The 23650-nt window shown below is 53.9% G+C and carries 22 protein-coding genes; 5 read left to right on the top strand and 17 right to left on the bottom strand.

From position 1 onward, the window contains the following. The 7 genes from MHI24_RS05900 to MHI24_RS05930 all read right to left on the bottom strand — a co-directional run bounded on the left by MHI24_RS05900 (position 1) and on the right by MHI24_RS05930 (position 10581). Positions 1–924 (bottom strand): sugar ABC transporter permease, encoded by a 924-nt coding sequence (locus MHI24_RS05900; protein ID WP_340024645.1) that lies wholly within the window; start codon positions 922–924, stop codon positions 1–3. Positions 925–1041: 117 nt separating this feature from the next. Beyond that, positions 1042–2370 carry a response regulator gene (locus MHI24_RS05905; protein WP_340024646.1) on the bottom strand — a complete coding sequence of 443 codons (1329 nt, stop codon included), beginning with the start codon at positions 2368–2370 and terminating at the stop codon, positions 1042–1044. Continuing rightward, positions 2348–4180 carry a histidine kinase gene (locus tag MHI24_RS05910; RefSeq protein WP_340026609.1) on the bottom strand — a complete coding sequence of 611 codons (1833 nt, stop codon included), beginning with the start codon at positions 4178–4180 and terminating at the stop codon, positions 2348–2350. Before MHI24_RS05910 ends, MHI24_RS05905 begins: the two co-directional genes overlap by 23 nt. A gap of 247 nt (positions 4181–4427) precedes the next feature. After that, on the bottom strand, positions 4428–5228 hold the full coding sequence (locus MHI24_RS05915) for an alpha/beta hydrolase (RefSeq protein ID WP_340026610.1): 801 nt from the start codon (positions 5226–5228) through the stop codon (positions 4428–4430). A gap of 84 nt (positions 5229–5312) precedes the next feature. Further along, positions 5313–5942 (bottom strand): beta-phosphoglucomutase, encoded by a 630-nt coding sequence (pgmB, locus tag MHI24_RS05920; protein ID WP_340026611.1) that lies wholly within the window; start codon positions 5940–5942, stop codon positions 5313–5315. 5 nt (positions 5943–5947) lie between these two features. Continuing rightward, positions 5948–8278, bottom strand: coding sequence for a glycosyl hydrolase family 65 protein (locus MHI24_RS05925; RefSeq protein ID WP_340024647.1), 2331 nt, complete (start codon positions 8276–8278; stop codon positions 5948–5950). Next, on the bottom strand, positions 8278–10581 hold the full coding sequence (locus tag MHI24_RS05930; protein ID WP_340024648.1) for a glycosyl hydrolase family 65 protein: 2304 nt from the start codon (positions 10579–10581) through the stop codon (positions 8278–8280). Before MHI24_RS05930 ends, MHI24_RS05925 begins: the two co-directional genes overlap by 1 nt. 391 nt (positions 10582–10972) lie before the next feature. Between MHI24_RS05930 and MHI24_RS05935 the strand changes: the two genes are divergently transcribed. Next, complete coding sequence (locus MHI24_RS05935; RefSeq protein ID WP_340026612.1) at positions 10973–11689, top strand: Crp/Fnr family transcriptional regulator; 717 nt, start codon at positions 10973–10975, stop codon at positions 11687–11689. A gap of 450 nt (positions 11690–12139) precedes the next feature. Here the strand turns inward: MHI24_RS05935 and MHI24_RS05940 are convergent, their stop codons facing one another. From MHI24_RS05940 to ric, 7 genes are all read right to left on the bottom strand, one after another. Further along, a complete protein-coding gene (locus MHI24_RS05940; protein ID WP_340024649.1) occupies positions 12140–12622 on the bottom strand; it encodes an NUDIX hydrolase in 483 nt (160 codons plus the stop codon). Between the two features lie 42 nt (positions 12623–12664). After that, complete coding sequence (tmk, locus tag MHI24_RS05945) at positions 12665–13312, bottom strand: dTMP kinase (protein WP_340024650.1); 648 nt, start codon at positions 13310–13312, stop codon at positions 12665–12667. 332 nt (positions 13313–13644) lie between these two features. Next, positions 13645–14463: a formate/nitrite transporter family protein gene (locus tag MHI24_RS05950; RefSeq protein ID WP_340024652.1), complete on the bottom strand. Its 819-nt coding sequence runs from the start codon at positions 14461–14463 to the stop codon at positions 13645–13647. A 19-nt stretch (positions 14464–14482) separates the two neighbouring features. Beyond that, complete coding sequence (nirD, locus tag MHI24_RS05955) at positions 14483–14824, bottom strand: nitrite reductase small subunit NirD (protein ID WP_340024653.1); 342 nt, start codon at positions 14822–14824, stop codon at positions 14483–14485. A 26-nt stretch (positions 14825–14850) separates the two neighbouring features. Continuing rightward, positions 14851–17277, bottom strand: a complete 2427-nt coding sequence (gene nirB, locus MHI24_RS05960) for a nitrite reductase large subunit NirB (RefSeq protein WP_340024654.1) — start codon at positions 17275–17277, stop codon at positions 14851–14853. 210 nt (positions 17278–17487) lie between these two features. Beyond that, on the bottom strand, positions 17488–18177 hold the full coding sequence (locus tag MHI24_RS05965; protein WP_340024655.1) for a hypothetical protein: 690 nt from the start codon (positions 18175–18177) through the stop codon (positions 17488–17490). Positions 18178–18310: 133 nt separating this feature from the next. Continuing rightward, entirely contained in the window at positions 18311–19039 is a 729-nt protein-coding gene (gene ric / locus MHI24_RS05970) for an iron-sulfur cluster repair di-iron protein (RefSeq protein ID WP_340024656.1), read from the bottom strand. A 199-nt stretch (positions 19040–19238) separates the two neighbouring features. On the opposite strand from ric, the gene MHI24_RS05975 reads away from it, so the two are divergent. Continuing rightward, complete coding sequence (locus MHI24_RS05975; protein ID WP_340024658.1) at positions 19239–19454, top strand: helix-turn-helix transcriptional regulator; 216 nt, start codon at positions 19239–19241, stop codon at positions 19452–19454. Next, on the top strand, positions 19441–19884 hold the full coding sequence (locus tag MHI24_RS05980) for a hypothetical protein (protein ID WP_340024659.1): 444 nt from the start codon (positions 19441–19443) through the stop codon (positions 19882–19884). Before MHI24_RS05975 ends, MHI24_RS05980 begins: the two co-directional genes overlap by 14 nt. A gap of 79 nt (positions 19885–19963) precedes the next feature. Here the strand turns inward: MHI24_RS05980 and MHI24_RS05985 are convergent, their stop codons facing one another. The 3 genes from MHI24_RS05985 to MHI24_RS05995 all read right to left on the bottom strand — a co-directional run bounded on the left by MHI24_RS05985 (position 19964) and on the right by MHI24_RS05995 (position 21771). Then, positions 19964–20686, bottom strand: coding sequence for a hypothetical protein (locus MHI24_RS05985; RefSeq protein WP_340024660.1), 723 nt, complete (start codon positions 20684–20686; stop codon positions 19964–19966). A 312-nt stretch (positions 20687–20998) separates the two neighbouring features. Then, on the bottom strand, positions 20999–21316 hold the full coding sequence (locus MHI24_RS05990; RefSeq protein WP_340024662.1) for a helix-turn-helix domain-containing protein: 318 nt from the start codon (positions 21314–21316) through the stop codon (positions 20999–21001). A gap of 125 nt (positions 21317–21441) precedes the next feature. Further along, positions 21442–21771 (bottom strand): hypothetical protein, encoded by a 330-nt coding sequence (locus MHI24_RS05995; RefSeq protein ID WP_340024663.1) that lies wholly within the window; start codon positions 21769–21771, stop codon positions 21442–21444. Between the two features lie 132 nt (positions 21772–21903). Here MHI24_RS05995 and MHI24_RS06000 point away from each other — a divergent pair, with 132 nt between their 5' ends. Both MHI24_RS06000 and msrA read left to right on the top strand, forming a co-directional pair. Then, complete coding sequence (locus MHI24_RS06000) at positions 21904–22515, top strand: VTT domain-containing protein (RefSeq protein ID WP_340024664.1); 612 nt, start codon at positions 21904–21906, stop codon at positions 22513–22515. 89 nt (positions 22516–22604) lie between these two features. Further along, the gene (gene msrA, locus MHI24_RS06005) at positions 22605–23591 is read left to right on the top strand and encodes a peptide-methionine (S)-S-oxide reductase MsrA (protein WP_340024665.1); all 987 of its coding nucleotides are present in this window, start codon (positions 22605–22607) and stop codon (positions 23589–23591) included. Positions 23592–23650: the final 59 nt, after the last annotated feature.

Consider the following 23650-nt stretch of genomic DNA (forward strand, 5'->3'; position numbering starts at 1 on the left):
TTAGTTGTCCTCCTTGTTAAGCTTGAACTGCAGAATGCCCAAACCGCCCAGAACAACGAACATCAGCATGCCCAGCGCAGTCGCCGTACCATAATCCAGTCTGGTAAAAGCATACTTCACAATAAGCAGAGCATACGTCAGCGTAGCATTGTTCGGTCCTCCGTCCAGCAAAGCCAGCTGGGACTGATAGCCCTGGGAGGTGGCAATGATCTGCAGGATCAGCATCAGCAGAATCAGATTGCGCAAGGACGGCAGAGTAATATGGCGGATACGCGCCCATACCCCTGCACCGTCGATCTCGGCGGCTTCGTACCAGTCACGGGGAATGCTGAGCACCGCAGCGAGATAGATCAGCATCCCCGAGCCGAACTGCTGCCACGTCTCCATGAGGACCAGCGAGATCATCGACCAGCGGGTATCCGTCAGAAAGGCGATCTGCTCCGCCCCGGCACTGCCAAGCAAGGCATTGATCGGCCCGACCGGATCATACAGCCAGCGCCACAGCCCGTACAGGACTACAGCAGGCATAACATAGGGCAGATAAGCGGCAACACGCACGAATCCGCCGAATCTCCGCAGCTCTGAGATCGCGATGGCAAAAGCAATCGGAACCCAGAAGCCGATCACCAGACAGAGCAGCATATAATACAGCGTGTTCTGGACCGCAATCAGCACATCGGGGTCGGTCAGCGCCCTGGCGTAATTGTCCAGACCTATAAAGGTGTTGCCTTTGACGAAATCGACCGTGTAGAAGCTGTACAGGAACCCTTTGAAAATAGGCACCCACATAAACATAACGAAGATGATCAGCGCGGGGACAAGGAACAGCAGGCCCCACATATTCTTTTTCCAGCGGTTCTGCCTGAGCGCCTTGCGCTCCGGCTCCGCCTGCAGATGGTCATGCAATACAGCAGACTGGTTCATTCGGACTCCCTCATTCCTCTTGTCTTTCAGCACTTGTCAGCAAGTGCCGCCTGACTTCATTGTAGGAAATGCGGAAGCGGCTTAACATGTCTATATCTATGGCAATCGTAAGCGTTCTTACTTCTTCAGTTCGCTGGGGCTGAGCCCAAAGTATTTCTTGAAAATCTTGCTGAAATGCTCCGGCGACTCATACCCCACCCGCTCGGCAATCTCGTACCGGCGCAGATCGGTATGCAGAATCATCTCCCGGCTCTCCTCCATCCGCAGCTTAATCACATATTCCCACAGGTTGTAGCCTGTATTCTTCTTGAACAGATAGCTCAGGTAGTTGGGGCTGACATGGTTCTTCCTGGCGACTTCATGAATGGTCAGCCCCTTCTGGGCATAATTCGCGTCAATGTATTCCTTGGCCTTCTGCACGATCAGATTATTGTGCGTATGCAGCTCCTCGGGCGAAGGATCGGCGGCGTAGTTGTTCCAGCTGAAGTCCCCGTAATAGAACACATAATGATCGGTATGCTCCTTGTTCCACAGAATCGCCTTCGAGGCCTGCCGGTTCAGTACATCCATGAAACTTAGCCCCTTCAGAATCTGGCTGATGCCGATAACGGCCCGGAGCTGCAAGTAACGGTGAATATTGTAATGGAGGCTGCGCCCCAGCACCTCAAGCCGGTTAAGCTGGCCGGTTGCCGGCTCGTCATAGCTCTGCTCATCCCACTGAATAATTACCGTAATCTCCTGCTCCGGCGAATAGAACGCTATAGAATTCCACTCCTGGTCGAGCAGCTCCTTGGCGATATTCAAGGCAGCGTAGCGGAGCAGGCCATAATCCCGGTCGGTATAGCTCTGTTCACGCCGGGCCTCCTCCAGCAGCAGTCTGATCCGGATCACCGCGAAATACGGCCCCTGCAGCCTAAGCTCATCCAGCTTGCGCAGCTTCATCTCCGCCCCCAACACCCCCGCCGTGTCCGTCAGCAGGCTGTTCAGCAGCTCGCTGTACTCGGGAAGCGGCTCCTGCAGCCGGAAGCGGTCTGCATTGCCGTCCATATAAGCGGACAGCTCCGGCGACGGCTTATCCATTTTGAGCACCACACTGCGCACCGAATCCAGGAACTGCTCGCTGTTCAGCGGCTTGATCAGATAATCTCTGGCCCCCAGCCGGACCGCCATCTGGGCATATTGAAAGGTCTCATGCGCCGAGATGACGATCGTCTGCACCCAGGGCTTCGCCATTTTGGCATGCTGCATCAGCTCGATTCCGCTCATCGCCCCCATCTGAATATCGGTGACCAGCAGGTCAATCTCCTCCATACGAATGCAGTCCAGCGCCTCTTGCCCGCTGCTGGCCGTGTAGATATGGTCAATATCCAGCCCGGAAGCAGCCAGCAGGCTGCTGAGTCCTTTGCAGATGAGCGGCTCATCATCAACCACCAGTATATTGAACACCGTCTTCCTCTCCTCTACTCTGTAGTTCCTCTACTGTCTCCACTTTGGGGAGGAGCACTTTGACTACAGTGCCCCCGCCGCCGCGCGGCCCGTAGCTGATTCCGTACTCCGCGCCGAAGTGCAGCTGCACGCGCTGATGGATGTTGCGGATACCGTAGCCGCCGGCCGGGTTCTTGCCGTCATCATGAAGGACCTGTGCAATAGCCTGATAATCGACCGGTTTATACCCGTTATCCTCAATGGTGATTACAATCCTGTCCTCCTCCAGAACGGAGCTAATGATGATTTCCCCGTCCTCGCCCATATTCTTGACCCCGTGGATAATGGCGTTCTCGATCAGGGGCTGCAGGGTGATCTTGGGGATCAGATTGCTCCGGGTCTCCGGTGCAATCGTCCAATTGACGGCGAACACATAATCATAGCGGTGCTGTTGCAGCTTGATGTAGGCACTGGCATGCTCCAGCTCCTCTTCGAGCGTGATCAGCTCCCGCCCCCGGCTTAAGCTGATTTTCATCAGCTTGGATAATTCCTTGATCATTTCCGCGGATTCCACGTTGCCTTCCAGCGAGCTTTTCCAATAGATGCTCTCCAGGGTGTTGTACAACAGATGCGGGTTGATCTGCTGATAGAGCAGCTGCAGCTGGGATTCCTTCTGCTTCAGCTCCATCTGGTATTTGTACATAATCAAGCTGTTGAGCCTGCGGGCCATATCATAGGTGGAGGCAATCAGCACACTGACCTCATCATTGCTCCCCCGTCTGGGAGTCTCGGGCACCCGGTTGCCGGGCTCATACTTGCGGACGAAGAACGCCAGCTTCTGCAAAGGCGTCATCAGTGAACGCCAGAAATACGTGATGATAATCAGCCCGAACAGCGCGTACGCCACCGTTATGTATTGAATCACACGTTTCATCTCGCTCTGCTGCTGAAGCAGGGACTTGACGGGGACCTTGTATACCAGCTTTTGCTCAAAGGCATGATTGTTGTTGATGACATAAATGAAATCACTCGTAATAATGTCCTCGGTCCCCTCCGGCTCTCCCTCCCCGGGTCCTTCCGGCAGCACGATAACCTCCCCGGTTGTATTCGTGGTCGAGGCCAGCACGCGGTTGTCCATATCCGTCAGATAGATCTCGCCGTCCGGCAGGGAGATCGACCGCAGCGATTCGCCGATCTTTGCTTCCATCTTCGTGACCACCAGCACACCAATCGTCTCTTCCCCCCGGTAAATATTATTGACCGCCCGGACATACGTCAGTGTCTTCAGATTCTCTGCCTGCGGGCTCAGCTTCTCCATGAACATCAGATAGCCGCGCCCCCGCTGCTGCACGACCTGGTCGAACCAGAACGGCCGCTCCTCCTTGGAGAAAAAATACACTCCCGCCTTCTTCACCTGCGGAAAATTGGGAGCGAAGAAGTAATAGTTCTGCGGATCATACACGTACAGCGAGTAGTAAATGCCGTCGCCCCGTTCCGCTCCCTGCGAATAGCTGCCAAGCAGCTTCTCAATCGTCTCGTAACGCTTCACGCGCTCCATCACCGTATCGTCCCCGCGCATGTTGAGCTGCTGCAGAACCGGATTCTGGATGATGGTGGTTGTGATTTTGTTGACTGTATCGAAGTCTCTGTTAATGATGGCAAAGTTCTGCTTGTTCAGCTCCACGTAGGCATTGGTCACATGGCGCTTGAGAATCTCCTCCGCCTTGTAGTTGCCGTAGCTGTTCAGAATCAGAATAGGCGTAATCATAATCAGGAACAGCAGAATCAGCTGCTGCTTGACACTGAGCCTGACAATGGGCTTCACAAGCATGGATAGCACCCTGGATTCACCTCCAGAAGGATAAATGATCGTGTGAAACATATAAGTTCTTATATTTTAACAAACCTATAAGCGCTTACACAGGTTTATTTCAATGGAAATGATGTTCATTTGTATCGACTTTCAGCTGAACAAAAAAGAACGTCCCGCCGCCGGCCGGCAGCCCTGGAACGTTCTTCTTCTGTACTGGGGATTGGCCGCCGCCATAGGCGCAGCCTGGTACGCTTCCGTCTTATACTTAAGCCCGGGTGTAACCGTTCAATTGCAGCCAGGAAGCACAGGCCTCCGTCCAGGTTCTGGTGTGCGGCTCATCGGAGGCTAAGCCAAGCCCGTGCACACCATGCGCATAGACATGCAGGTCGAACGGAACATGATGGCGGCTAAGCGCTGCGGCGAACAGCAGGCTATTCTCTACCGGGACGTAATCATCGTCCGAGGTATGCCAGAGGAACGTCGGCGGCGTGTCCGGGGTCACCTGGAATTCGCTGCTGAGCTTAAGCGACAGCTCCGCATCGGGCACGGCCCCCAGCAGATTGTCCTTCGAGCCCTGATGCGTGACACCCTCGGTCATCGAGATGACCGGATAGCAGAGAATCAGGCAGTCCGGGCGGCAGGACAGCCGCTCCAGCGGCTCAGGATGCTCAGGATTACCCAGATCATAAGATGTCCCGGCGGTAGATGCGAGATGTCCGCCGGCGGAGAAGCCTAAGATACCCAGCCGGTCCGGGTCAATGCCGAATTCGTCCGCGCGGAAGCGGATCGTACGCAGTGCCCGCTGTGCATCCCCCAGCGCACTCGGGTATTGATAAGGCGCTACACGGTAGCGCAGAACAAATGCGGAGATGCCCAGTGTATTCAGCCACTCGGCCACCGGTCCTCCTTCATGATCGGCACGCATAGCGTACCCGCCTCCCGGACAGACCAGCACGGCAGCATTCCCCTTGCCTTCCACTAAATACGGTGTAATCGCAGGCTGATCCTCTTCGCCGGCTCCCAGCGCTCCAGGCGCCCCTTCAGGCCATAGCAACAACGTTTCCATCATCATCCCTCAAGCTTTCCTTCTATAATAGAATAGATAATAGAGGCCAATAACTGAACTCTCTAGCGCCATTCTATCAAGCTCTTACAGTTCGTGCAATCCGGATATGACAAGGTCCGCCGCCTTCAGCAGCTCCGGCCGGCCGATCCCGACCACGTACATGCCGGCCGCCTTCCCGGCGGCTAACCCGGCTTCCGCATCCTCGAACACCACGCAGTCCTGCGGCTCCAGCCCCAGCTCCCGGCAGGCGGTCAGGAAGACCTCGGGGTCCGGCTTCGCCCGCGACACCTTGTTGCCGTCCACCACCGTATCGAACAGCTCCGCGATATTCAGCTTATCCAGTATGAATGCGGCATTCTTGCTGGCAGAGCCGAGGGCAACAGCTACGCCGCGCGCCCTAAGCGAGCTCAGATAAGCTCTGACACCCGGCAGCAGCTCCGATTCATCCAATTGGGAGATATATTCTACGTAGAGGCGGTTCTTCTTCTCCGCCATCGCCAGCTTCTCTGCTTCGCTGAAGCTCCGTCCGCCGATCTCCAGCAAAATATCCAGCGACCGCATCCGGCTGACGCCCTTCAGCCGCTCATTGTCCGCCTCCGTGAACGGGAAGCCCAGCTCTCCGGCGAGCGAGCGCCAGGCAAGGAAATGGTACTTCGCCGTGTCTACAATCACGCCATCCAGATCGAAGATAGCGCCCTTCATATGCTCCAGCATCATGGTCATGCTCCTCTCTGATTGGATGGGGGCGCTAACTCCAGGATAGCACCGGGCGGGCAAGGCACAGCCTCACCGCCGAATCCGGCGAAGCTTACCGCTTCGCTGTTGTCCGGCGCTGCCGTAACCGCGATCTCCTCGCGGCTGATCCGCAGCCGGAAGCTGTTCCCGCGCAGCACCACCGGCAGCTCAACAGCGCTCCAGCCCTGCGGCAGGGCAGGCTGGAGCCGGGCGGCCTCTCCGTCAAACTGCAGGCCGGCATAGCCAAGCACCGCTGCCATCCACGCGCCGCCGTTCGCCGCCGGATGCGTTCCGCCAATGTAGAGATCGCCGACATATTGCTTCGACTCCCCGGTGAGATCAATGGTGGCAGTGCGCATGAAATACGGATATCCCCAGTCCGGCAGGCCGATATCCGCTGCACCCATCGCGTAGATGCACGCGCTGAGGCTGGAGCCATGCTCGGTACGCGGCTCATAGAACTCCCAGTTGGCCCGCTTCACTTCCCTGCTGAAGCTGTCCCGGAACAGGTGCAGCATCAGCACCACATCGGCCTGCTTCAGAATTCCTGTGGTTGTAGCAAGCCCGTTACCTCCGCCCCAGTATTCATTCGGATGAATGACCCGTGTTTTCAGCTCAGCCAGGGACACATCCTCCAGCTGCAGATACCGGTCGAATTGTTCAATCACCAGCGTCTCCGGGTCCGGCTGCGGAACATAGAGCTGGGCCAGCATCGCGGTGAACTCATCCAGGAACGGCCCGTCCGCATACGCTTCAGCAAGACCGTTATACACGGCAGGGTATTTGTCCTGCAGCCTCTTGGCGGCCTGGAGCGCGATCTTCAATGTCTCCTGAACCATAGCGCTCGTAAATGCGTTATTGTTCACCCGCTCATGATATTCATCCGGTCCCGTCACATCCAGAATCTCATAACGCTTCTTCACAGGATTATAGTAAGCATAGGAATAGAAGAACCGCGCGCATTCCCAGATGACCTCCGCCCCGCCGTCTGCCAGGATGCTGTCATCTCCTGTGAAAAGAATGTATTGCCAGAGTCCATGGACGACATCTGCACTGATATGAACCTGCTTATCGCGGAAATAGGTGCGCATCGGCCGTCCGGTAAACACATCATTCACATTGAACAGGGTGCAAGCATCATCCCCTGAATCCTGGCTCTCCCACGCATAAAAAGCACCCAAATATCCGTACTCCGCCGCCTTCCGCCGCGCACCATCCAGCGTGTGGATGCGGTACATCATCAGATTGCGGGCAATGCGGGGATCGCTGTGCAGGAAAAAGGGCAGCATGAACATTTCCGTATCCCAAAAGACTGCTCCCTTATAGACCTGGCCGGACAGTCCGCGCGCCGGAATGGATACTCTCTCTGAAAGCGTAGGCGATATGATCAGCAGCTGATAAATACTGTAGCGCAGCGCAAGCTGCGCCTCTTCGTCCCCTTCAATGACACAATCGCTGCGCGACCATCGCTCCTCCCACTTCCGCCGGTGAGTCTCCAGCAGTCCGGCATAGCCTGTAGCGGCGGCCGCCCGGACGGCCCGCACCGCCCGCTCATCAGGACCGCCTTCCGCAGGATTGTCTTCCGTATCCAGACCTGTGTACACCGCTGCATATTTCCACCATGTATAGGTCTCACCCGCCTTGGCTTCTATAGTAATATGGCGCAGCGCGGTTCCCTTATCCAGCTCGATAACAGCGGCAACCCGCTTCGCCTGCTCTGCTGAGCCGAACACTGTAAGCTCCGCCACCGCCACCGGCAGCCCCAGCTCCCCGGTAACTGCTGTTGACAGCAGCGCCTCACCGGCAGAGCCGCTCTGCTGCTCCAGCAGATGCGGGCCGTTGATATCCCACACCCGGCCATCGATTCCCGTCGTCATCTCAATCCGGCAATCGGCGGTGCAGTGCAGGGTCCATTTGGCGGCCAGCAGATGGAGCTGATCCATGCTGGCGAACCGCTCTGCGGTCAGAGTCACCCTTTCGCCTTCCCCGATCTCAAACACCGTCTCCCGCCGGTGAATAGCGGAGCGGAGATCCAGGCTCTGTGTATGAGCCAGCGGCCTGGTCTCCAGCACACTTAGCTTGCAGCCGTTGGCACTGACTACCGTATACAGCCCGTTCGGGGCGTTCACCGGCTCGCGCCACTGGCTGCCCGACTTGTCATATACCCCGGCGAGTGTAACCGCCGCAAGCTGCTCCTTCCGGAACTCCTCCAGCACTCCCCGGAAGCCCATGTAGCCATTACCGGTCATATATTTGTTGCCGTTCGCTGTAATTCGCCCGGGCTCGAAGCTCTGTTCGCTAACCGTCCAGTCCATTACACAGCCATCCCTTCGGCCAGCGGAAGCTCTATCCCAGCTTCATCTACGGTCACCCGCTGATCATAGATCAGCACCTCTGCGCTTCCGCCATTCACCGCTCTGAAGCTGACCGTATCTGTATTCACCGTAATACCCAGCAGTACACCCCTGCATGTCACCTGGAAGCTGTAGGCGGTCCACTTCTGCGGCAGAACCGGGCGGAAGGACAGACAATCCCCGTCAGAGCGCATTCCGCCGAAGCCATAGACGATGTTCATCCACGCTGCGGCGATCGAGGTCGTATGCAGGCCTTCTCTGGTATTGCGGTTATAATTGTCCAGATCCAGGCGTGTAGCGAATTCGAAGAACCGGTAGGCTTCCTCCGGCTTGCCGATTTCACTGGCCAGAATCGAGTGAATAGACGGCGAGAGCGAGGACTCATGAATACATCTCGGCTCATAATATTCATAATTCGCCAGCTTGGCCTCGCGCGAGAACTGCCCGTTGTACAAGAACATGAACATCAGCACATCCGGCTGCTTGATCATATCGTAACGGTACAGGCGGTCATAGGACCAGTTGGCATAGAGCGGGAACTCGGACACCGGAATCGAATGAATATCCAGATGCGGCATGTCGAAGAAGCCGTCATGCTCCTCGTAGATGCCGCTGCCGGGATCGAACGGAATTTTCATATGCGCACGCTTGTGGTCCCAGTCGGCCAATTCCTCTTCCCGGAGCGCAGTTGCCGCTATAACAGCCGCATAATCCTCCGGTGCCTCCGCCTTCATGAGAGCTACCGTTTCCAGCGTAAACTCAAACAGCTTCTGAGCCATCAGATTGATGTAACAGTTATTGTTAACCATGAGCTGAAATTCATCCGGCCCCATCACGCCGAAATATCCGTATTCCCCGCTGCGCTGCCCCCACTGCCCGCGGGATGCGTAGAAACGGCTGATCTGAATCAGCATCTCTGCGCCTTTGCTGTAGAGGAATTCCAGGTCGCCGGTGTTCTTCACATAATGCCAGATACCGTAGGAGACCGCCGTCCCGACATGCAGCTGCAGGTTGGAATGCTGCCACAGGTCACAGCTCTCTGTCCCGTCAATCGTGGCAATCGGATAGAATGCGCCCTCGCAATCCACATCCTTCCCGCGCTGGAGCGCCTGGGGCAGCGTTTTATAGCGGAATTCCAGCAGACTGCGGGCAGCCTTCGGGTTATTGAACAGATAGAACGGCAGACAGTAGGACTCGGTATCCCAGAAGGCAAGCCCCCGGTAAGCTTCGCCGGTTAATCCTTTGGCACCGATGTTGTACCCGGGATGATCCCCGTGATACGTCTGATACAGCTGAAAAATGCAAAAACGGATGCCCTGCTGATTCTCCGGGTCGCCCTCAATCCGGATATCGCTGGTGGTCCAGATGCTGCTCCAGTAGGAGGCCTGGTCTGCGAACACCTCCTGCACCTCCAGGCGGTCAGCGGCCATGGCGAGCTCCATGCCTTCAGTCCAGAGACTGTCTGCTGTGTGTGCAGCCCCGCTGCCCGTCACATTGACCACAAGCTTCGTGAAGGACGCCGGCTCTCCTTGGGAGAGATTCAGCGAGAATTGCCGCCCGATATACCGGTCATCTTCCACAAGCTCCGTATGCAGCGCCTGCGGAGACTTCAGGACAAAGCCCGAGAATAGCTGATTTCCGGTTGTCAGCGTGCTGGCCATAATGGCTGTAACCGACCCTTCCCCGCCGCGCTGCTGCTCCTTCCACATACTCTGACCGTGTTCCTCATGGATCATGCCGAAGTCAAGGCCAGTACGAATATCTACCTTACCATTGAAATTAAGCGGAGTGAAGGTAATCTGCTGCAGCCCCAGATGGGACATCGTCATACTGACCAGCCGCGTGAAGCCGAGCTTTAGCTTTTTACCGTCCGCCAGTTGCCAGATGAACTCCCGTGTGTAGGTTCCAGTCCGGAAATCCAGTCTGCGCGTGTACCCCTCTATGCGGGAGTGCGCCAGATCCAGAGCTTCATCATCCACTGAAATCCGGGTATGCAGCCAGTCCACGCCGTTCACCATGTAGCGCAGCGACCGGATAATGCCCTTATAATGATTGCTGACCTCCATCTGCTCATTCAATCCGTTGAAATAGCTGCCCGGCAGGGAATCGCCGCTGTAGCCCTCGTCTGCGTACCCCCGCACCCCCATATACTCATTGCCCAGTGAAAAAATCGATTCCGAAGTCCGGTTGCGTTCCGGATCAAAGCCTTCCTCAATAATTGCCCAGGGATCGACCTTCAGATAGGGATCTGCTACTTTTGCCATAATTGGAACTCTCCTTCGCTAAGAGATGCTCGGTCCGCCCCGCCGCTCCCGGCGGAAGCACGGACGTCCATTCCAGCGTATCGCTAAGACTATCCGGGACCAAGGTCTGCGTGTAAGCGAGTTATGTGCATTTGTACGCAAAAAAAAGCTGCTTCTCTTCCGGTCTATCCAGAATAAGAGGCAGCTGTTATAATATCCTGTAATACAGGTGATTTCGTCCATGATAGAGCTAAAAACATGCGTTTTCTCACACAAATGAAGTGAAAATTATCACAATGTTAAAAATTCGACACTTTTAGGGGAAAATACTTACCCATAAAGAGGAATTTCAAGGTATAATTAATTTAAAATTTACTGAAAAACTGAGGGAATAAAGGGGATATCGATTATGATAAAGGAACATTATAATGTTATCGAAGCCCGCGGCAATACAAACTGTTTCTCCGAACAGAATTTTAACCGCCTGTTGGTCACCATGAAAGAACGTGTAGTCCCTGAAGGATCACACCTGTTCTGGGAAGGCGATTTCTCGGATAAACTGTTTTATATCAAGCGTGGACGTGTGAAATTGACCAAATCTACAGATGAAGGCAAGGAACTGATTCTGTATATGTATCAGGCCGGCGACATGGTAGGTCAGGCTGACCCGTTCTTCAGCACGAAGCACAGCTTCACAGCCGAAGTTATTGAAGAGAGTGAAGTAGGCGTGATCGAGCAGAAGGATCTGGAGATTCTCATCTGCCAGCACTGCGACTTCGCTATCGACTTCATGAAGTGGATGGGCATTCATCACCGTCTCACCCAGACGAAATTCCGCGATCTGATGATGTACGGTAAGCCGGGCGCACTCTGCTCCACGCTGATCCGTCTCGGCAACACCTATGGCGAGAAGACCGGCGACAGCATTCTCATCAACAAGAAGATTACGCACACCGACCTGTCCAACATGATTGGCGCTACCCGTGAGAGTGTCAACCGGATGCTGAGCGATCTGCGCAAGAAGGATGCTGTGGAGTATGAGAACGGCATGATAGTCATTAAGGATCTGCCGATGCTGCAGGAAATCTGCCATTGCGAACTATGTCCTAATGAAATTTGCCGAATTTAATTCCTATCTATAATACCCTCTATTCACCTCATTGAAACATACCTGACCCCAGAAATTTAATAGAGTGGTCAAGGCGCCTTTTACGGCGTCTTTTTTTCATGTCTGGCGATGAATTCACTGCGCAAGTATAGCATCAGAGGCAGCGTCTCATTCGCACAGCATTCATTCAGATGCTGTAGGCGCTGGAACGATAGTAACTGCATTTTGTACAGTAGAATACTGTTAAAAAGGCTTCGAAATAGAATCTATTGTATTCCGCACAATTGAATGTTGAACTAAGGCCAGTTTTCACCCAAAACCCAACATTCTACTGTATGAAATACAATAGAATCTCATTTTACGGTCAGTAACCCATTTTCTATTGCAGGAAATACAATCACCTACTTGAATATAAGAGCAGAGATTGGTAACAGGTGCAGGATCAGCCTAATATCTGGCTCGATGATCATGCTATGTACCTTTTACTTCCCAGTCATCATGGTATTCTGGTGTTACAGGCAGCTCCTCACCTCTAAGGAACCTCGCAGCATATACGGCAAAAGGAGAAGCTGATTCAAGTGTTATTCTAGTGATATCCACCCATTCCGCCCCTCGGGAATCCTGTTCTTCGAACATTGAAATAGCAACAGGCTCCTCTTCCCCGGTCAATTCCACCTGATACAAGGCTGCCAGATGATGCATTTGCGTATAATGATCTTCGTTATGCCGGATAAAGAAATCGTAGGTACCCAGGTTCTGCTGCACCTTTACTGTGTAACCCGTCTCTTCAATAAACTCTCTAATTAATCCGTCTACCAGTGCTTCACCAGCCTCCAGCCTTCCACCAGGCAGATCGTATCTTCCACTATATGGGCCTTTTCCTTTATGGATCACCAGCAGTCTGCCGTCACGCTGACAAATCCCATATACGCCAAAATGGTTAAAGCTTTCCATCACAGTCTCTCTCCTTATCAGTGAGCTATACCTACACGGGATTTAATCAAGTAGGCTATCTGCAATTAATGCGATTTCGGTAAAAGCAGCTTCAATTCCCAAGCCCGCAGAAGAAATGATATGCATTCCATAATGCTCACCTACAATCCGGTAACTGTTCAGGCTTTTCATCAGATGTTCCCGCTCGACAAAAGAATCTTCAAAGCTTGTACGTTGTTGTATTCGTTCAATGCACGTTTCTAAATCGACATCCATAAGAAATGCTGCATGCGGCTGCCGGATTAATGGAAGCAGCTCAATAAGCCACGGCTCAGGGGAATGCCCCCGGGCTATCATTGTGGCAAGCATAGTATAAATGTAACGATCACTGATCACGTAAGCCCCCTCCCGCAAGGCAGGCTCGATAATTTCTCTATAATGCTGCATGCGGTCTGCGAGCATATACATCTGCAAGGCGTTGTAATCTACAAGATGACGTTTTTCGGGCTCATAAATATAGGTTTTAAAAATATGAAGCTGTCGCATTTCCGGCGTGGGCTGCATCGTCAACAGAACCTGCTTACCTTCCTTGCGGAGCTTTTCAGCAAGCATTTCAATCATTGTGGTCTTGCCTGCACCATCGACACCATCAAATGTAAATAATCTGCCCTGATATTCTTCAGCAAAAATTGGATTAAGCGCTGGAAACATGGACTGTCCCTCCTCTGAACTGTTTGGCTAAATACGTATAAATATACCATTAAATACTCTATAGCCACCGAACAAATTACCCTAACGAATGGAGAATGTATTCGGTTTTCCGCATACATTTTACCACCGTCCCCCTCACCTGCCCAATGTATTCGGTTTTTCGCATACATCTGAGCCCGCACGTTAGCACCAGCCTAATGTATTCATTTTTTCGCATACATTTGCCCGGACGCCATCGCGCCAGTCCATTGTATTCGGTTTTTCACATACATTACTCCACTACTTCACGAAAAAAGCCCCGCAGCCGTTACCAGCTGCGGGGCCATTCCTATTCAGCTCGCCTTCTTCGTCTGCGGAGGAGCAGATTGTACACGCGGAGTCCGTACAGGCGAGATCAGCCAGTAGGCCATGCCGACGAAGACGCCGCCGCCGATGATGTTGCCGAGCGTAACCGGAATCATGTTGTGGAACCAGCCGGCGAGGCTTACGGTCTCCGGGTGATTCGGCAGCAGCACCGCTACGCTGAGCAGCGTCATGTTCGCAACGCTGTGTTCATAGCCGCTGGCGATGAAGGCGAACAGACACCACCAGATCAGCACCAGCTTGGCAGCTTCACTCTTGGCGCGTGAGGACATCCACAGCGCCAGGCAGACCAGCCAGTTACAGAGGATGCCGCGGAAGAACAGCTCCGAGAACGGCAGGCTCATTTTCTTGGCGGCGGCCGCGAAGATCAGATGCTCGGCAGGCGCGGCCTTGAAGAGGCCTGATCCCTGGATCAGCAGAGCCAGCACCACAGCCCCCGCTACATTGCCGAGGAATACCAGGGCCCAGTTCTTCAGCGTATCCCAAATTGTAGTCCTTCCGGCAAGTGTGCTTACTGTGAAGAACATATTATTGCCGGTGAACAGCTCAGAGCCGGCGAACACCACCAGGGTCAGGGCAATCCCGAAGGATGCGCCCATAATCAGCGGCTGGAACGGGGACTTAATCGCTGCCAGCGGCGCCCCGAGCGAGAAGATCAGAATAATACCAATACCTACATAGGCTCCTGCGAGGAGTGCCGCCAGAAAATACTTAGGCAGGCTCTCATTCATCTTGTCTCTTTTGCCTACAGCTGTCTCAACGATATTCTCTACGCTCTGCGTGAACATATCCGCACCTGCTCTTCCTTTAATTTAGGGTTGCCGCCGCTGGCAGAGTGACTTTAACCACTCCGCTCTCTACGGTGACCGGATAGACCTCCGCCTGCCCCCGGTCCGGTGCCTGAACCTCTCCGGTGCGCAGATCGATTTTCCAGTCGTACAATGGGTCGTACAAATAATAGCCGGAGACGATGCCCTCGGCGAGCGGCCCGCCCTTCGGATGAGGACTCTGATTGCGGATGGCATAAACTTCACCATCCGATGTGCGGAATATGGCTAATTCCACCTCTCCCGCAGTCACTACCCGGCCGATCTGCAGCAGGAAGTCTTCCACTGCTCCTACGGTATATTCGCGGTTACCCAGCTCCATAATGCTCTCTCCCTCTCCCTTAAGACTTAGACCTGCGTCTGTTCGAACAGTGCGGTGCGTGTACCTTGATCATTCAGCATTCTCTTCCATGGATCACTAACCTGGGCCAGGGCAAAATCAATCCGTGCCGCCAGCTCCTTACGGTTATCGTCACTGCCCAGAATCACTGTCTTAATCTGCTCCAGGCCCATCCGCTCTACCCACTCGGAGGTTCTCTCCAGATAGTTCCCGGTCTCCCTGTAATACTGGATTACAGCAGAGCAGACCTCAACCAGCTCTTCATCGGTCTTGACCTTGCAGAAGGCATCCGCGATGCGCGGCTTGATCCCGCCGTTGCCGCCGATGAACACTTCCCAGCCGCCGTCGTTGCCGACGATTCCGATATCCTTCGTGCAGGATTCGGCACAGTTGCGCGGGCAGCCGTTCACCGCCATTTTGAACTTGGCCGGCATGTCCAGCCGTTCATACTTGCGTTCAAGCATAGCTCCCATGCCCATCGAATCCTGTGTCCCGAAGCGGCAGAACTGCGAGCCGACACAAGTCTTGACCGTGCGCAGCGACTTCGCGTAGCCATAACCGGATGGCATATCCAGCTCTTCCCACACCTTCGGTACGTCCTCTTTTTTGACCCCGATCAGGTCCAGGCGCTGTCCGCCGGTCACCTTCACGACCTTCACATCATATTTCAGGGATACATCCGCAATCCGCTTCAAGTCCTCTGGAGTGGTGACCCCGCCGTACATCCGCGGAATTACCGTATACGTTCCGTCCTTCTGGATATTGGCACTCATCCGTTCATTGACGAACCGCGATTCCTTCTCATCCTCATGGGTGTCAGGATAGATCATGCCCAGATAATAGTTCACGGCAGGGCGGCATTTCGAGCAGCCCTCCGGCTGCTTCCAGTCCAGGACATGCATAACTTCCTTGGTGGTGCGAAGGCCTTTCGCCGTAATCTCGGCTACGATCTCATCCCGGCTGAGCGAAGTACAGGTACAGATTCCCTGCTTGGCACTTTGCTGGAAGCTGTCACCCAGAACGAACTGCAGAATCTGCTCGACCACAGGCTTACAGCCGCCGCAGGAACGGGTTGCCCCGGTACAGGCTTTAATTTCATCCACTGTTGTGAAGCCATTCTCGGTTACAGCATCCACAATAGCCTTCTTGGTAACCCCGTTGCAGCCGCAGACAATTTCTTCATCGGCCATCGCTTCAACGGACAGCCCTTTCTTGGCTTCACCTCCGCCGCAGCAGCCTGTCCCCATCACCTCGGCGTAGATCCCGTCGGTCATCTCCGTGCTATTTTTTACAAGCTTCTGTAAGCTGGCCGATTCCGTCACATCCCCGAACAGAACGGCACCGACAATCTTGTTGTCCTTAAGCAGAATCTTCTTGTAGGTTCGCTTCCATTCATCCTTCGCCGCAATGACCGTATGCTCCGCAGATTCCGTGAACTCTCCTGCCGAGAATACATCTACACCGGATATCTTGAGCTTGGTAGCAACAACCGAACCTTCATAGCCCGCCGTCTGCACACCCGACAAATGCTTGGCCAGCACCATGCCCTGCTCGAACAACGGGGCTACCAGCCCGTAACAGATACCCCTGTGCTCTGTACATTCGCCAACAGAATACACATCCGCCATGGAGGTCTGCAGGTAATCATCTACCACGATCCCGCGGTTCACGGTAATTCCGCTGTCTGTGGCAAGCTGCACGTTGGGCTTAATTCCGACAGCCATGACCACAAATTCAGCAGGCAGCTCACTGCCGTCACTGAACCGCAGTCCGCTCACCCGTTCGTCCCCAGTCAGCTCTACCGTCTGTTTGCCCATGGCGAACTTGACGCCTTGACGCGTAAGCTCAGCCTGGAGCATCGACGAAGCCGTATGATCCAGTTGCCGCTCCATCAGATCCTCCAGCAGATGCACCACAGTGACATCCATGCCGAGATTGACCAGGCCCTTTGCCGCTTCGAGACCAAGCAGCCCGCCGCCGATGACCGCCGCCGTCCGGTATTGCTTCGCTGCCGCCAGCATCGCGTCGCAGTCTGCAATATCGCGGAAGCCGACAACGCCTTCCTTCGTGCTGCCCGGTATAGGGAGAATGAAGGAATTCGAGCCAGTGGCAATGATTGCTTTGTCAAAGGGAACCACAAGGCCCGTATCTGTCATCACCTGTTTTGTCTGCTCATCAATCTTGACGACAGTCGTTCCGGTATGCAAAGTAATCTGATTATCCTCATACCACTGCCGGTCGTTCAGGATAATATCTTCAATGGTTTTGCTGCCTTCAAGGACATAAGATAACATAATCCGGTTGTAATTGGGGTGAGGCTCGCTGCCGATAATCGTAATATCATAAGCGCCGCCCAGCTTAAGGATCTGCTCAATCGTGCCTACTCCCGCCATGCCATTGCCGATCAGCACTAACCTCTGTTTTTCTGCTGTCACTGGTTGACCCTCCTTCAGAGACTATGAATTTCTACATTCTCTTGCTTGATAGGAGAATTATACTGCCGGAAATTCCTCACCAAGGGTGATTCCAGTCACATTAGATGTGAAACTTTTCACATTAAAATTGAATACAAAAAAACGGATCTCCATGCCATAAGCACAGAAATCCGCCACTTCTTCCCCCGTAACTCTCAAGTTCCCAGTGATTTATGAATTTCTAAGCACCAGAGCAATCTCCAGCATGTCCTGCGGCTTCAGCTTCATGTCCACACCGTTACTCAGCAGGGCCTTGTCATTGACCCTTAGTCTCCATTCCTCATTGCTGAGCGGAGTGTACTCCATGACATTCAACAGCGTCCGGTTATCCTCGGCAAGCCGCACCATCCCGCTGTTCTTCATCAGCAGTTTGACGGACAGATCCTCGGTAAACGGCAGCACATGACAATGGGTCAGCTCCGGCTGCTCGCTCCCCCCGTTCACCATGATGATGACAGGCTGAAGCGTTGTCCCAACCGTATCCGGCCGCACTGACATCACAATCGATGCTCCCGGATCAACCGTACTGTTCAAGGATGGAAGCTTCTTGCCGTTCATCTCGATATTCCAGGCCATCCCCGGACCCAGCAGGATCCTGTTCACCTCAGTCAGCATGCCATCCGCTGAAAATTCCGCCACACCGCTCTTCTTGAACAGCTCCAGCAGCGATATACCGTCAACATAGGCCTCATTCAACAGCCTGGCCGAGCTTCCCGCCATCTCACGTTCGCCCACCAGAACCGACAACTCTATTCCATTGCTCCCGTTACTGCTGCCGGCATCCCCTGCTCCCAGGCCGCAGCCGCCTGCCGGTACAAGGATTACCAGACACAGCAACAGGCGCATCCATCTCGCGGACATTCCATGGCACCGCCTTCAATATGTATTCTCCCAGACTCTTTAAGGATACCGCATCGAAGGCTTGTTCTCAAATCCTTTGTGTGGAAAATGGTCCTTACAAAATCCCCGAAGGGACTTCTCACAGGCAACCGTTCTATTGATACCGCAGGAACAGAATATTGTTCTCCAGATGCACATGCTCGAATGTCATCGCTTCCAGCTCTTCAAGCCGGGCATAGGTCAGGCGGTATGTTGTGCAGGCATGGGCGGGCGGTGTGTAGTCATTGGTTACCCGGCGCAGCTCACGCAGAATCTCCCCTGCCCCGTCATGCTCCTCCTCCAGACCCTGCAGCAGCCCGCGCAGCTCGTCGAGTCCTTCTTGGCTCGGATTCCGGGAGTAAGCCAGCATCTTAGGGAATTCGCTCTCCTCTTCCTTCGCCGTATGCTGCAGCAGCTCCTCACGCAGCGTATTGAAGAGACGGTGCATTTCACCCAGGTGCGGGGAATCCTCTCCATGTACACGGAACACCTTGGTTACATTCTGGCTGATCAGCGGAAGCTCCTCCCGCAGATAACGGTGATGCTTGTTCACGATATAATCGACCAGTTCCTCCGGTGAAGCATCGTTCCAGGCGGTATCCTCTTCCAGCACGGGGTGCTGCTGCCGGAGCTGATTGAGCTCCTGTGCCATCGCCTCCGCATCCAGCCCCTTCTCAGTAGCGGCCTCCGCCAGCGGCTTTGCCCCTCCGCAGCAGAAATCGATCCGCTGTGCCTTGAAGTAATCGGCTGCCTTAGGGAACTGAAGGACAATATCTCTTACCATTGCTTCCGGGGTAAACCCGGGATGAACTGCTGTTGTATCGTTTAGTTGATTGGACGCCATATCGGCCCCTCCTCATGTTAAGTGGTTAATTGCTGCTTATCACTTCTACACCTTAACACCGGCAGGAAGCCATACTTGTGATTGTACGCACGAAATATAACAAATTTTAATGAACAAGAAATCTCAATCTTTAAGCCTAAATGTAAAATATACTAGACATTTTGTTTTATATATTTTACACTATGGGTGAGGTGAGGGAATGGGAAAGAATCTGAGGCTCAAAGCCTCCAGGGCGGCAAAAGACATGTCGCAGAAGCAGCTGGCCGACGCTGTGGGAGTGACCAGGCAGACGATTATTGCCATCGAGAACGGTGACTACAATCCCACGATCCGGTTATGTATTGACATTTGCTTAACACTCGGGAAGACGCTAGATGAACTTTTTTGGGAGGGAACGAACGATGGGCAGAACTAATCTGGATGAGAGACAATTGCAGAAACGGCATAAGGCGGGGAATCAGGCTTTTCTACTAATGGCGTTCTTGCTTCTGGCGGACATGGGTCTGGAGAATTACGGGATTGTATGGCTGAAGTATCCATTAAGCAATTACACAATTTTCATGCTTGGTGTGGGTTCTTATCTGGTACGGCTGATCTGGAGCGGTGCGTATGTGGGACCGGGCGGAGGGCAGAGCGGAGCGAACGGGCGGGGCGTATTGGGTGCGTTGCTGGCTATAGTGGTGGCGGCCTGTATCATTATTGTGACATTCGTGAATCCATCCGTTCAATCAGCAGCTGACGGAGGCGCGAACGGACCAATCATTCTGGTCATTGCCGTAGCGGCAGGACTGGTTATCTTAAGCACTGTGTATTTGATCAGACGGAGGAACAACCGGGCGGAGTAACGCAGGGAGAAGTGCCGCTGCTGCAGGGATTCACCCCTGTAGGCAGCAGCACTTTTGATGGGGGAAGCCTCAACCTGACCTACTGAACTGTCGCCTGCATGTAAGTCCGTTTGCCCTGAGCATCCTTAAGATAGGGACCCAGCCCGGCAAAACGTGAATGATCCACATACACCCCCGTCATCCACCTGCCTTCAGTCAGCCCCCCGTTCCATTGCAGCACCAGATCAGGGGCCGAGATCCATTCCTGATAGACCCGGATCTTCTTGTCTTTATACTCTTTGGCCGGCTTGTTCATTTCCAGCAGCGGGGCCGGGGTCAGATAAGTAGGCACGAAATAGGCAGCAATCAGCTCCAGATCCTCTACGCTTAAGAAAGCCTCGTCCCCCAGATAAGGCTCAAACAGCAGCGTATTCTCATACATGGACCAGATTACTGCCTGCAGCACCATGCTCTGGCTGATTCCGTTGTGAAAGGTGAACCGGCGCTGCGGGGCGGCAGAGTCATCCCCTTCAACCGTAACCGGCTCCAGGCAATGCCGTTCACAGCCGATGCACTTCCAGCCGGACGGGCTCTGAATCCATTTCTGAAACACGCTGCCGCTGTCATTATCCCCTTTGTATAGTGAAGAGATGATCTCATAAGGGACACCAATCCACGCATCCCACAGCGAAGCCGGCAGATGGCTATGAAGCATGAACAGCACCTTGTCATATAACAGCTGTACTCTGATCGATGCGGTCTCCAGCTCGGCGACATCCTTCTTTCCATAGGTTATTTCCCGGGAAAACAGGGTGATGGTCATGATCCTCGCCTCCTAAAAGTTTTGTTAGCGTTCCATCCTGAACTCACTGTGACAAAACTTGCACCTGAAGCAGACCTCTGGGCTTTTCCCACTTTTGTTAACGCTTCCACTCATCCGGAATATTAGTTTGTTCTATTATATTACACTGGTTTGGCCGAAGTGCAAGATTTATTTGACTCAGCATGGGATATTATTACTTCGTATGCTGTTATTATGTGCTGGATTAGATACCCGTTATACCTGCACTGCCCAACGATGAAGAACCCCTCACCGCATAGCGGCAAGGGGCTGACATCCGAGAAAGGGAGCGGATTACTCGACCCAGTTCTCGGCCCAGGATTGAATCTGCTGCATAACCGGCTCCAGGGCGCGGCCCTTGACTGTTAGTTCATACTCGATGCGGACCGGTGTCTCCGGGTAGACGTGGCGGACCAGAATGCCTTCGCATTCAAGATCCTTCATTCGCTCGGACAGCATCTTATCGCTCATTGACGGAATCAGCCCGGAAATGTCCTTGAACCGCTTCGGGCCGCTCATCAATGTCTGGATAATCAGTCCATTCCAACGCTTGCCCAGAAACGAGAAGGCAGTTTCAAACCGCGGGCACATCGTCAGTTGCTGTTCTTCCATTATTATCACCTCTCACTCATGAAGCTTACGATAAGTTAGTATATATAATTTTACCACATTTAATCCGGAATGAACATCGTTTACCATAAAAAAGTTCATTAACCATAACTATTATATCCCCGTTGTCAATCCTTGGTGCCTTCCACCTGCCCGCGCTGCTGTATAGCCTCTGTCACCACATAGGCCAAATCATCGTTGCCGTACAGGGAGAGCACGCCCAGCACCGTATCATCCGAGATGAATCCGGCCTCTTCCTCCGATACGGTTAACGCCAGCGCCCGGCTAAGCGCCTGATTCCCCTCCTGCTGCGGATAGGCCTGCAGATACAGGGCGTGCGGGTCCAGCCTGTTATTCACACACCACTGGGCAAAGACCAGGATCATCATCTCCTCATCCCGCTTGTAGCTCTCAATAATTCTCTCTTCCATAGACTTGCTGTAATCGTAATCCTCCATGCTGTTCTCCTCTCTGCTGAGCCTCTTAGATGTATTATACCGTCCCAGACCGCCGGGACAATGATCTTTGCTTCAATAATCACTTTTTTTTGAGTATCATGAAATGGATGGCGTGAAGAAGGGGCATAGTATATGAGAAAATGGCTGACCGTAATTGTGTATATTTTGTGTATCATACTCGCATTTATTTACAAGGAAGAGATCCTGTCCTGGCTCAAAAAAGATCACAACCTGTACCTGTCGCTGCTGGCTGCAACAGTCCTGGCCCTGCTGCCTGTGCTGCCTTACAAGCTGATCATCGGCCTGTTCGGGTATGCGTACGGAAGCCTGGGCGGAGCGCTTCTGTGCTGGACGGCCACCACGATCGCGGCTGCATTAGTATACGGCTGCGTCAAGTATATGTTCCGGGAGCAGTCCATCGCTTATCTTAGCTCGATCCCGGTGCTGGAGAGGTTCACCTCCGCTGTGCAGCAGCGTCCCTTTGCTTCGGTTGTTCTTGCCCGGCTGGCGCCTGTCATTCCGCAGATGGCTGTGAATATCTATGCCGGTGCTGCCGAACTGCCCTTCTGGAGCTACCTCAGTGCAACGGCCCTGGGCAAAGTCCCCGGCATCGCCCTCTACGCCTTCCTCGGCGGACAGATGCTCCAGCATCCGCGAAGTGCGGTGATTGCCGTCCTTGTATATGCTGCCGTGCTGGCTATTGCCGCCTTCTCCCTGCGCCCGCGCTCTTCTTCCGGCCGCTGAAGTCCGGGCGAACTGGCGGGAAGACTTCATTTGATTTATAATTAAATTGTGATCTATTTAATTGCATTTTCGCAAATGGAGGGATAACGATGAGTGAATTTCAAGCTGATTCTATAAACGCCAAGACCGAAAAGGCTACCTTTGCCGGCGGATGCTTCTGGTGCATGGTATCCCCGTTTGAAGAGCTTCCCGGGATTATTGAGGTGGTCTCCGGGTATACAGGCGGACATACCGTTAATCCGACCTACGAGGAGGTCTGTTCAGAGACCACAGGACATGTGGAGGCCGTGCAGATTACCTTCAATCCGGATATCTTCCCATACAGCAAGCTGCTGGAGCTGTTCTGGCAGCAGATTGATCCTACGGATGCCGGAGGACAATTCCATGACCGCGGCACCTCTTATGGAACGGCCATCTTCACTCATTCCGAGGAGCAGCGGGAGCAGGCTGAAGCATCCAAGGCTGCGCTTGCGGCCAGCGGGCGCTTCTCCGCGCCGATTGTGACCCCGATTCTTCCGGCCAAGCCCTTCTACCCGGCCGAGGAGTATCATCAGGGCTACCACCGCAAGAATCCAGGGCATTACAAGCGTTACCGCAAGGGCTCCGGGCGGGAAGCGTTCATTGAAGCCCACTGGACCCACAAGGAGGACCCGCAGAGTCTGAAGGCCCGCCTGACTCCGCTGCAATATGAAGTGACCCAGAACAGCGCCACCGAGTCTCCGTTCCGCAATGAATTCTGGGATCATCACGGGGACGGAATCTATGTGGATATCGTCTCCGGTGAACCTCTGTTCAGCTCACAGGATAAATACGATTCCGGCTGCGGCTGGCCTAGCTTCACCCGGCCGATCCGGGACATTGCCGTGAAGGAGAAAACTGACCTCAGCCATATGATGGTCCGTACCGAGGTGCGCAGCACCTCAGCCGACTCCCATCTCGGCCATGTCTTCAACGATGGGCCCGGGGCGAACGGGCTGCGCTACTGCATCAATTCGGCAGCGCTCCGCTTTGTTCCCAAGGAAGACCTGGAGAAGGAAGGGTACGGCGAGTACCGCGTTCTTTTCCAGACGGTCTGAGAACCAGCAGCAACAAGAAGCCTCCAGCCCTGGAATCCGGGACTGGAGGCTTCTTGCTG

It is taken from the genome of Paenibacillus sp. FSL K6-1096, from assembly GCF_037977055.1.
Lineage (GTDB): Bacteria > Bacillota > Bacilli > Paenibacillales > Paenibacillaceae > Paenibacillus_AQ.

Bases quoted from the DNA above. Each gene is read 5' to 3' on its own strand.
- MHI24_RS05900 (WP_340024645.1), bottom strand. From the start codon at position 924: ATGAACCAGTCTGCTGTATTGCATGACCATCTGCAGGCGGAGCCGGAG.
- MHI24_RS05910 (WP_340026609.1), bottom strand. From the start codon at position 4,180: ATGCTTGTGAAGCCCATTGTCAGGCTCAGTGTCAAGCAGCAGCTGATT.
- MHI24_RS05915 (WP_340026610.1), bottom strand. From the start codon at position 5,228: ATGGAAACGTTGTTGCTATGGCCTGAAGGGGCGCCTGGAGCGCTGGGA.
- pgmB (WP_340026611.1), bottom strand. From the start codon at position 5,942: ATGCTGGAGCATATGAAGGGCGCTATCTTCGATCTGGATGGCGTGATT.
- MHI24_RS05925 (WP_340024647.1), bottom strand. From the start codon at position 8,278: ATGGACTGGACGGTTAGCGAACAGAGCTTCGAGCCCGGGCGAATTACA.
- MHI24_RS05930 (WP_340024648.1), bottom strand. From the start codon at position 10,581: ATGGCAAAAGTAGCAGATCCCTATCTGAAGGTCGATCCCTGGGCAATT.
- MHI24_RS05940 (WP_340024649.1), bottom strand. From the start codon at position 12,622: ATGGAAAGCTTTAACCATTTTGGCGTATATGGGATTTGTCAGCGTGAC.
- tmk (WP_340024650.1), bottom strand. From the start codon at position 13,312: ATGTTTCCAGCGCTTAATCCAATTTTTGCTGAAGAATATCAGGGCAGA.
- MHI24_RS05950 (WP_340024652.1), bottom strand. From the start codon at position 14,463: ATGTTCACGCAGAGCGTAGAGAATATCGTTGAGACAGCTGTAGGCAAA.
- nirD (WP_340024653.1), bottom strand. From the start codon at position 14,824: ATGGAGCTGGGTAACCGCGAATATACCGTAGGAGCAGTGGAAGACTTC.
- MHI24_RS05965 (WP_340024655.1), bottom strand. From the start codon at position 18,177: ATGTCCGCGAGATGGATGCGCCTGTTGCTGTGTCTGGTAATCCTTGTA.
- ric (WP_340024656.1), bottom strand. From the start codon at position 19,039: ATGGCGTCCAATCAACTAAACGATACAACAGCAGTTCATCCCGGGTTT.
- MHI24_RS05975 (WP_340024658.1), top strand. From the start codon at position 19,239: ATGGGAAAGAATCTGAGGCTCAAAGCCTCCAGGGCGGCAAAAGACATG.
- MHI24_RS05980 (WP_340024659.1), top strand. From the start codon at position 19,441: ATGGGCAGAACTAATCTGGATGAGAGACAATTGCAGAAACGGCATAAG.
- MHI24_RS05985 (WP_340024660.1), bottom strand. From the start codon at position 20,686: ATGACCATCACCCTGTTTTCCCGGGAAATAACCTATGGAAAGAAGGAT.
- MHI24_RS05990 (WP_340024662.1), bottom strand. From the start codon at position 21,316: ATGGAAGAACAGCAACTGACGATGTGCCCGCGGTTTGAAACTGCCTTC.
- MHI24_RS05995 (WP_340024663.1), bottom strand. From the start codon at position 21,771: ATGGAGGATTACGATTACAGCAAGTCTATGGAAGAGAGAATTATTGAG.
- MHI24_RS06000 (WP_340024664.1), top strand. From the start codon at position 21,904: ATGAGAAAATGGCTGACCGTAATTGTGTATATTTTGTGTATCATACTC.
- msrA (WP_340024665.1), top strand. From the start codon at position 22,605: ATGAGTGAATTTCAAGCTGATTCTATAAACGCCAAGACCGAAAAGGCT.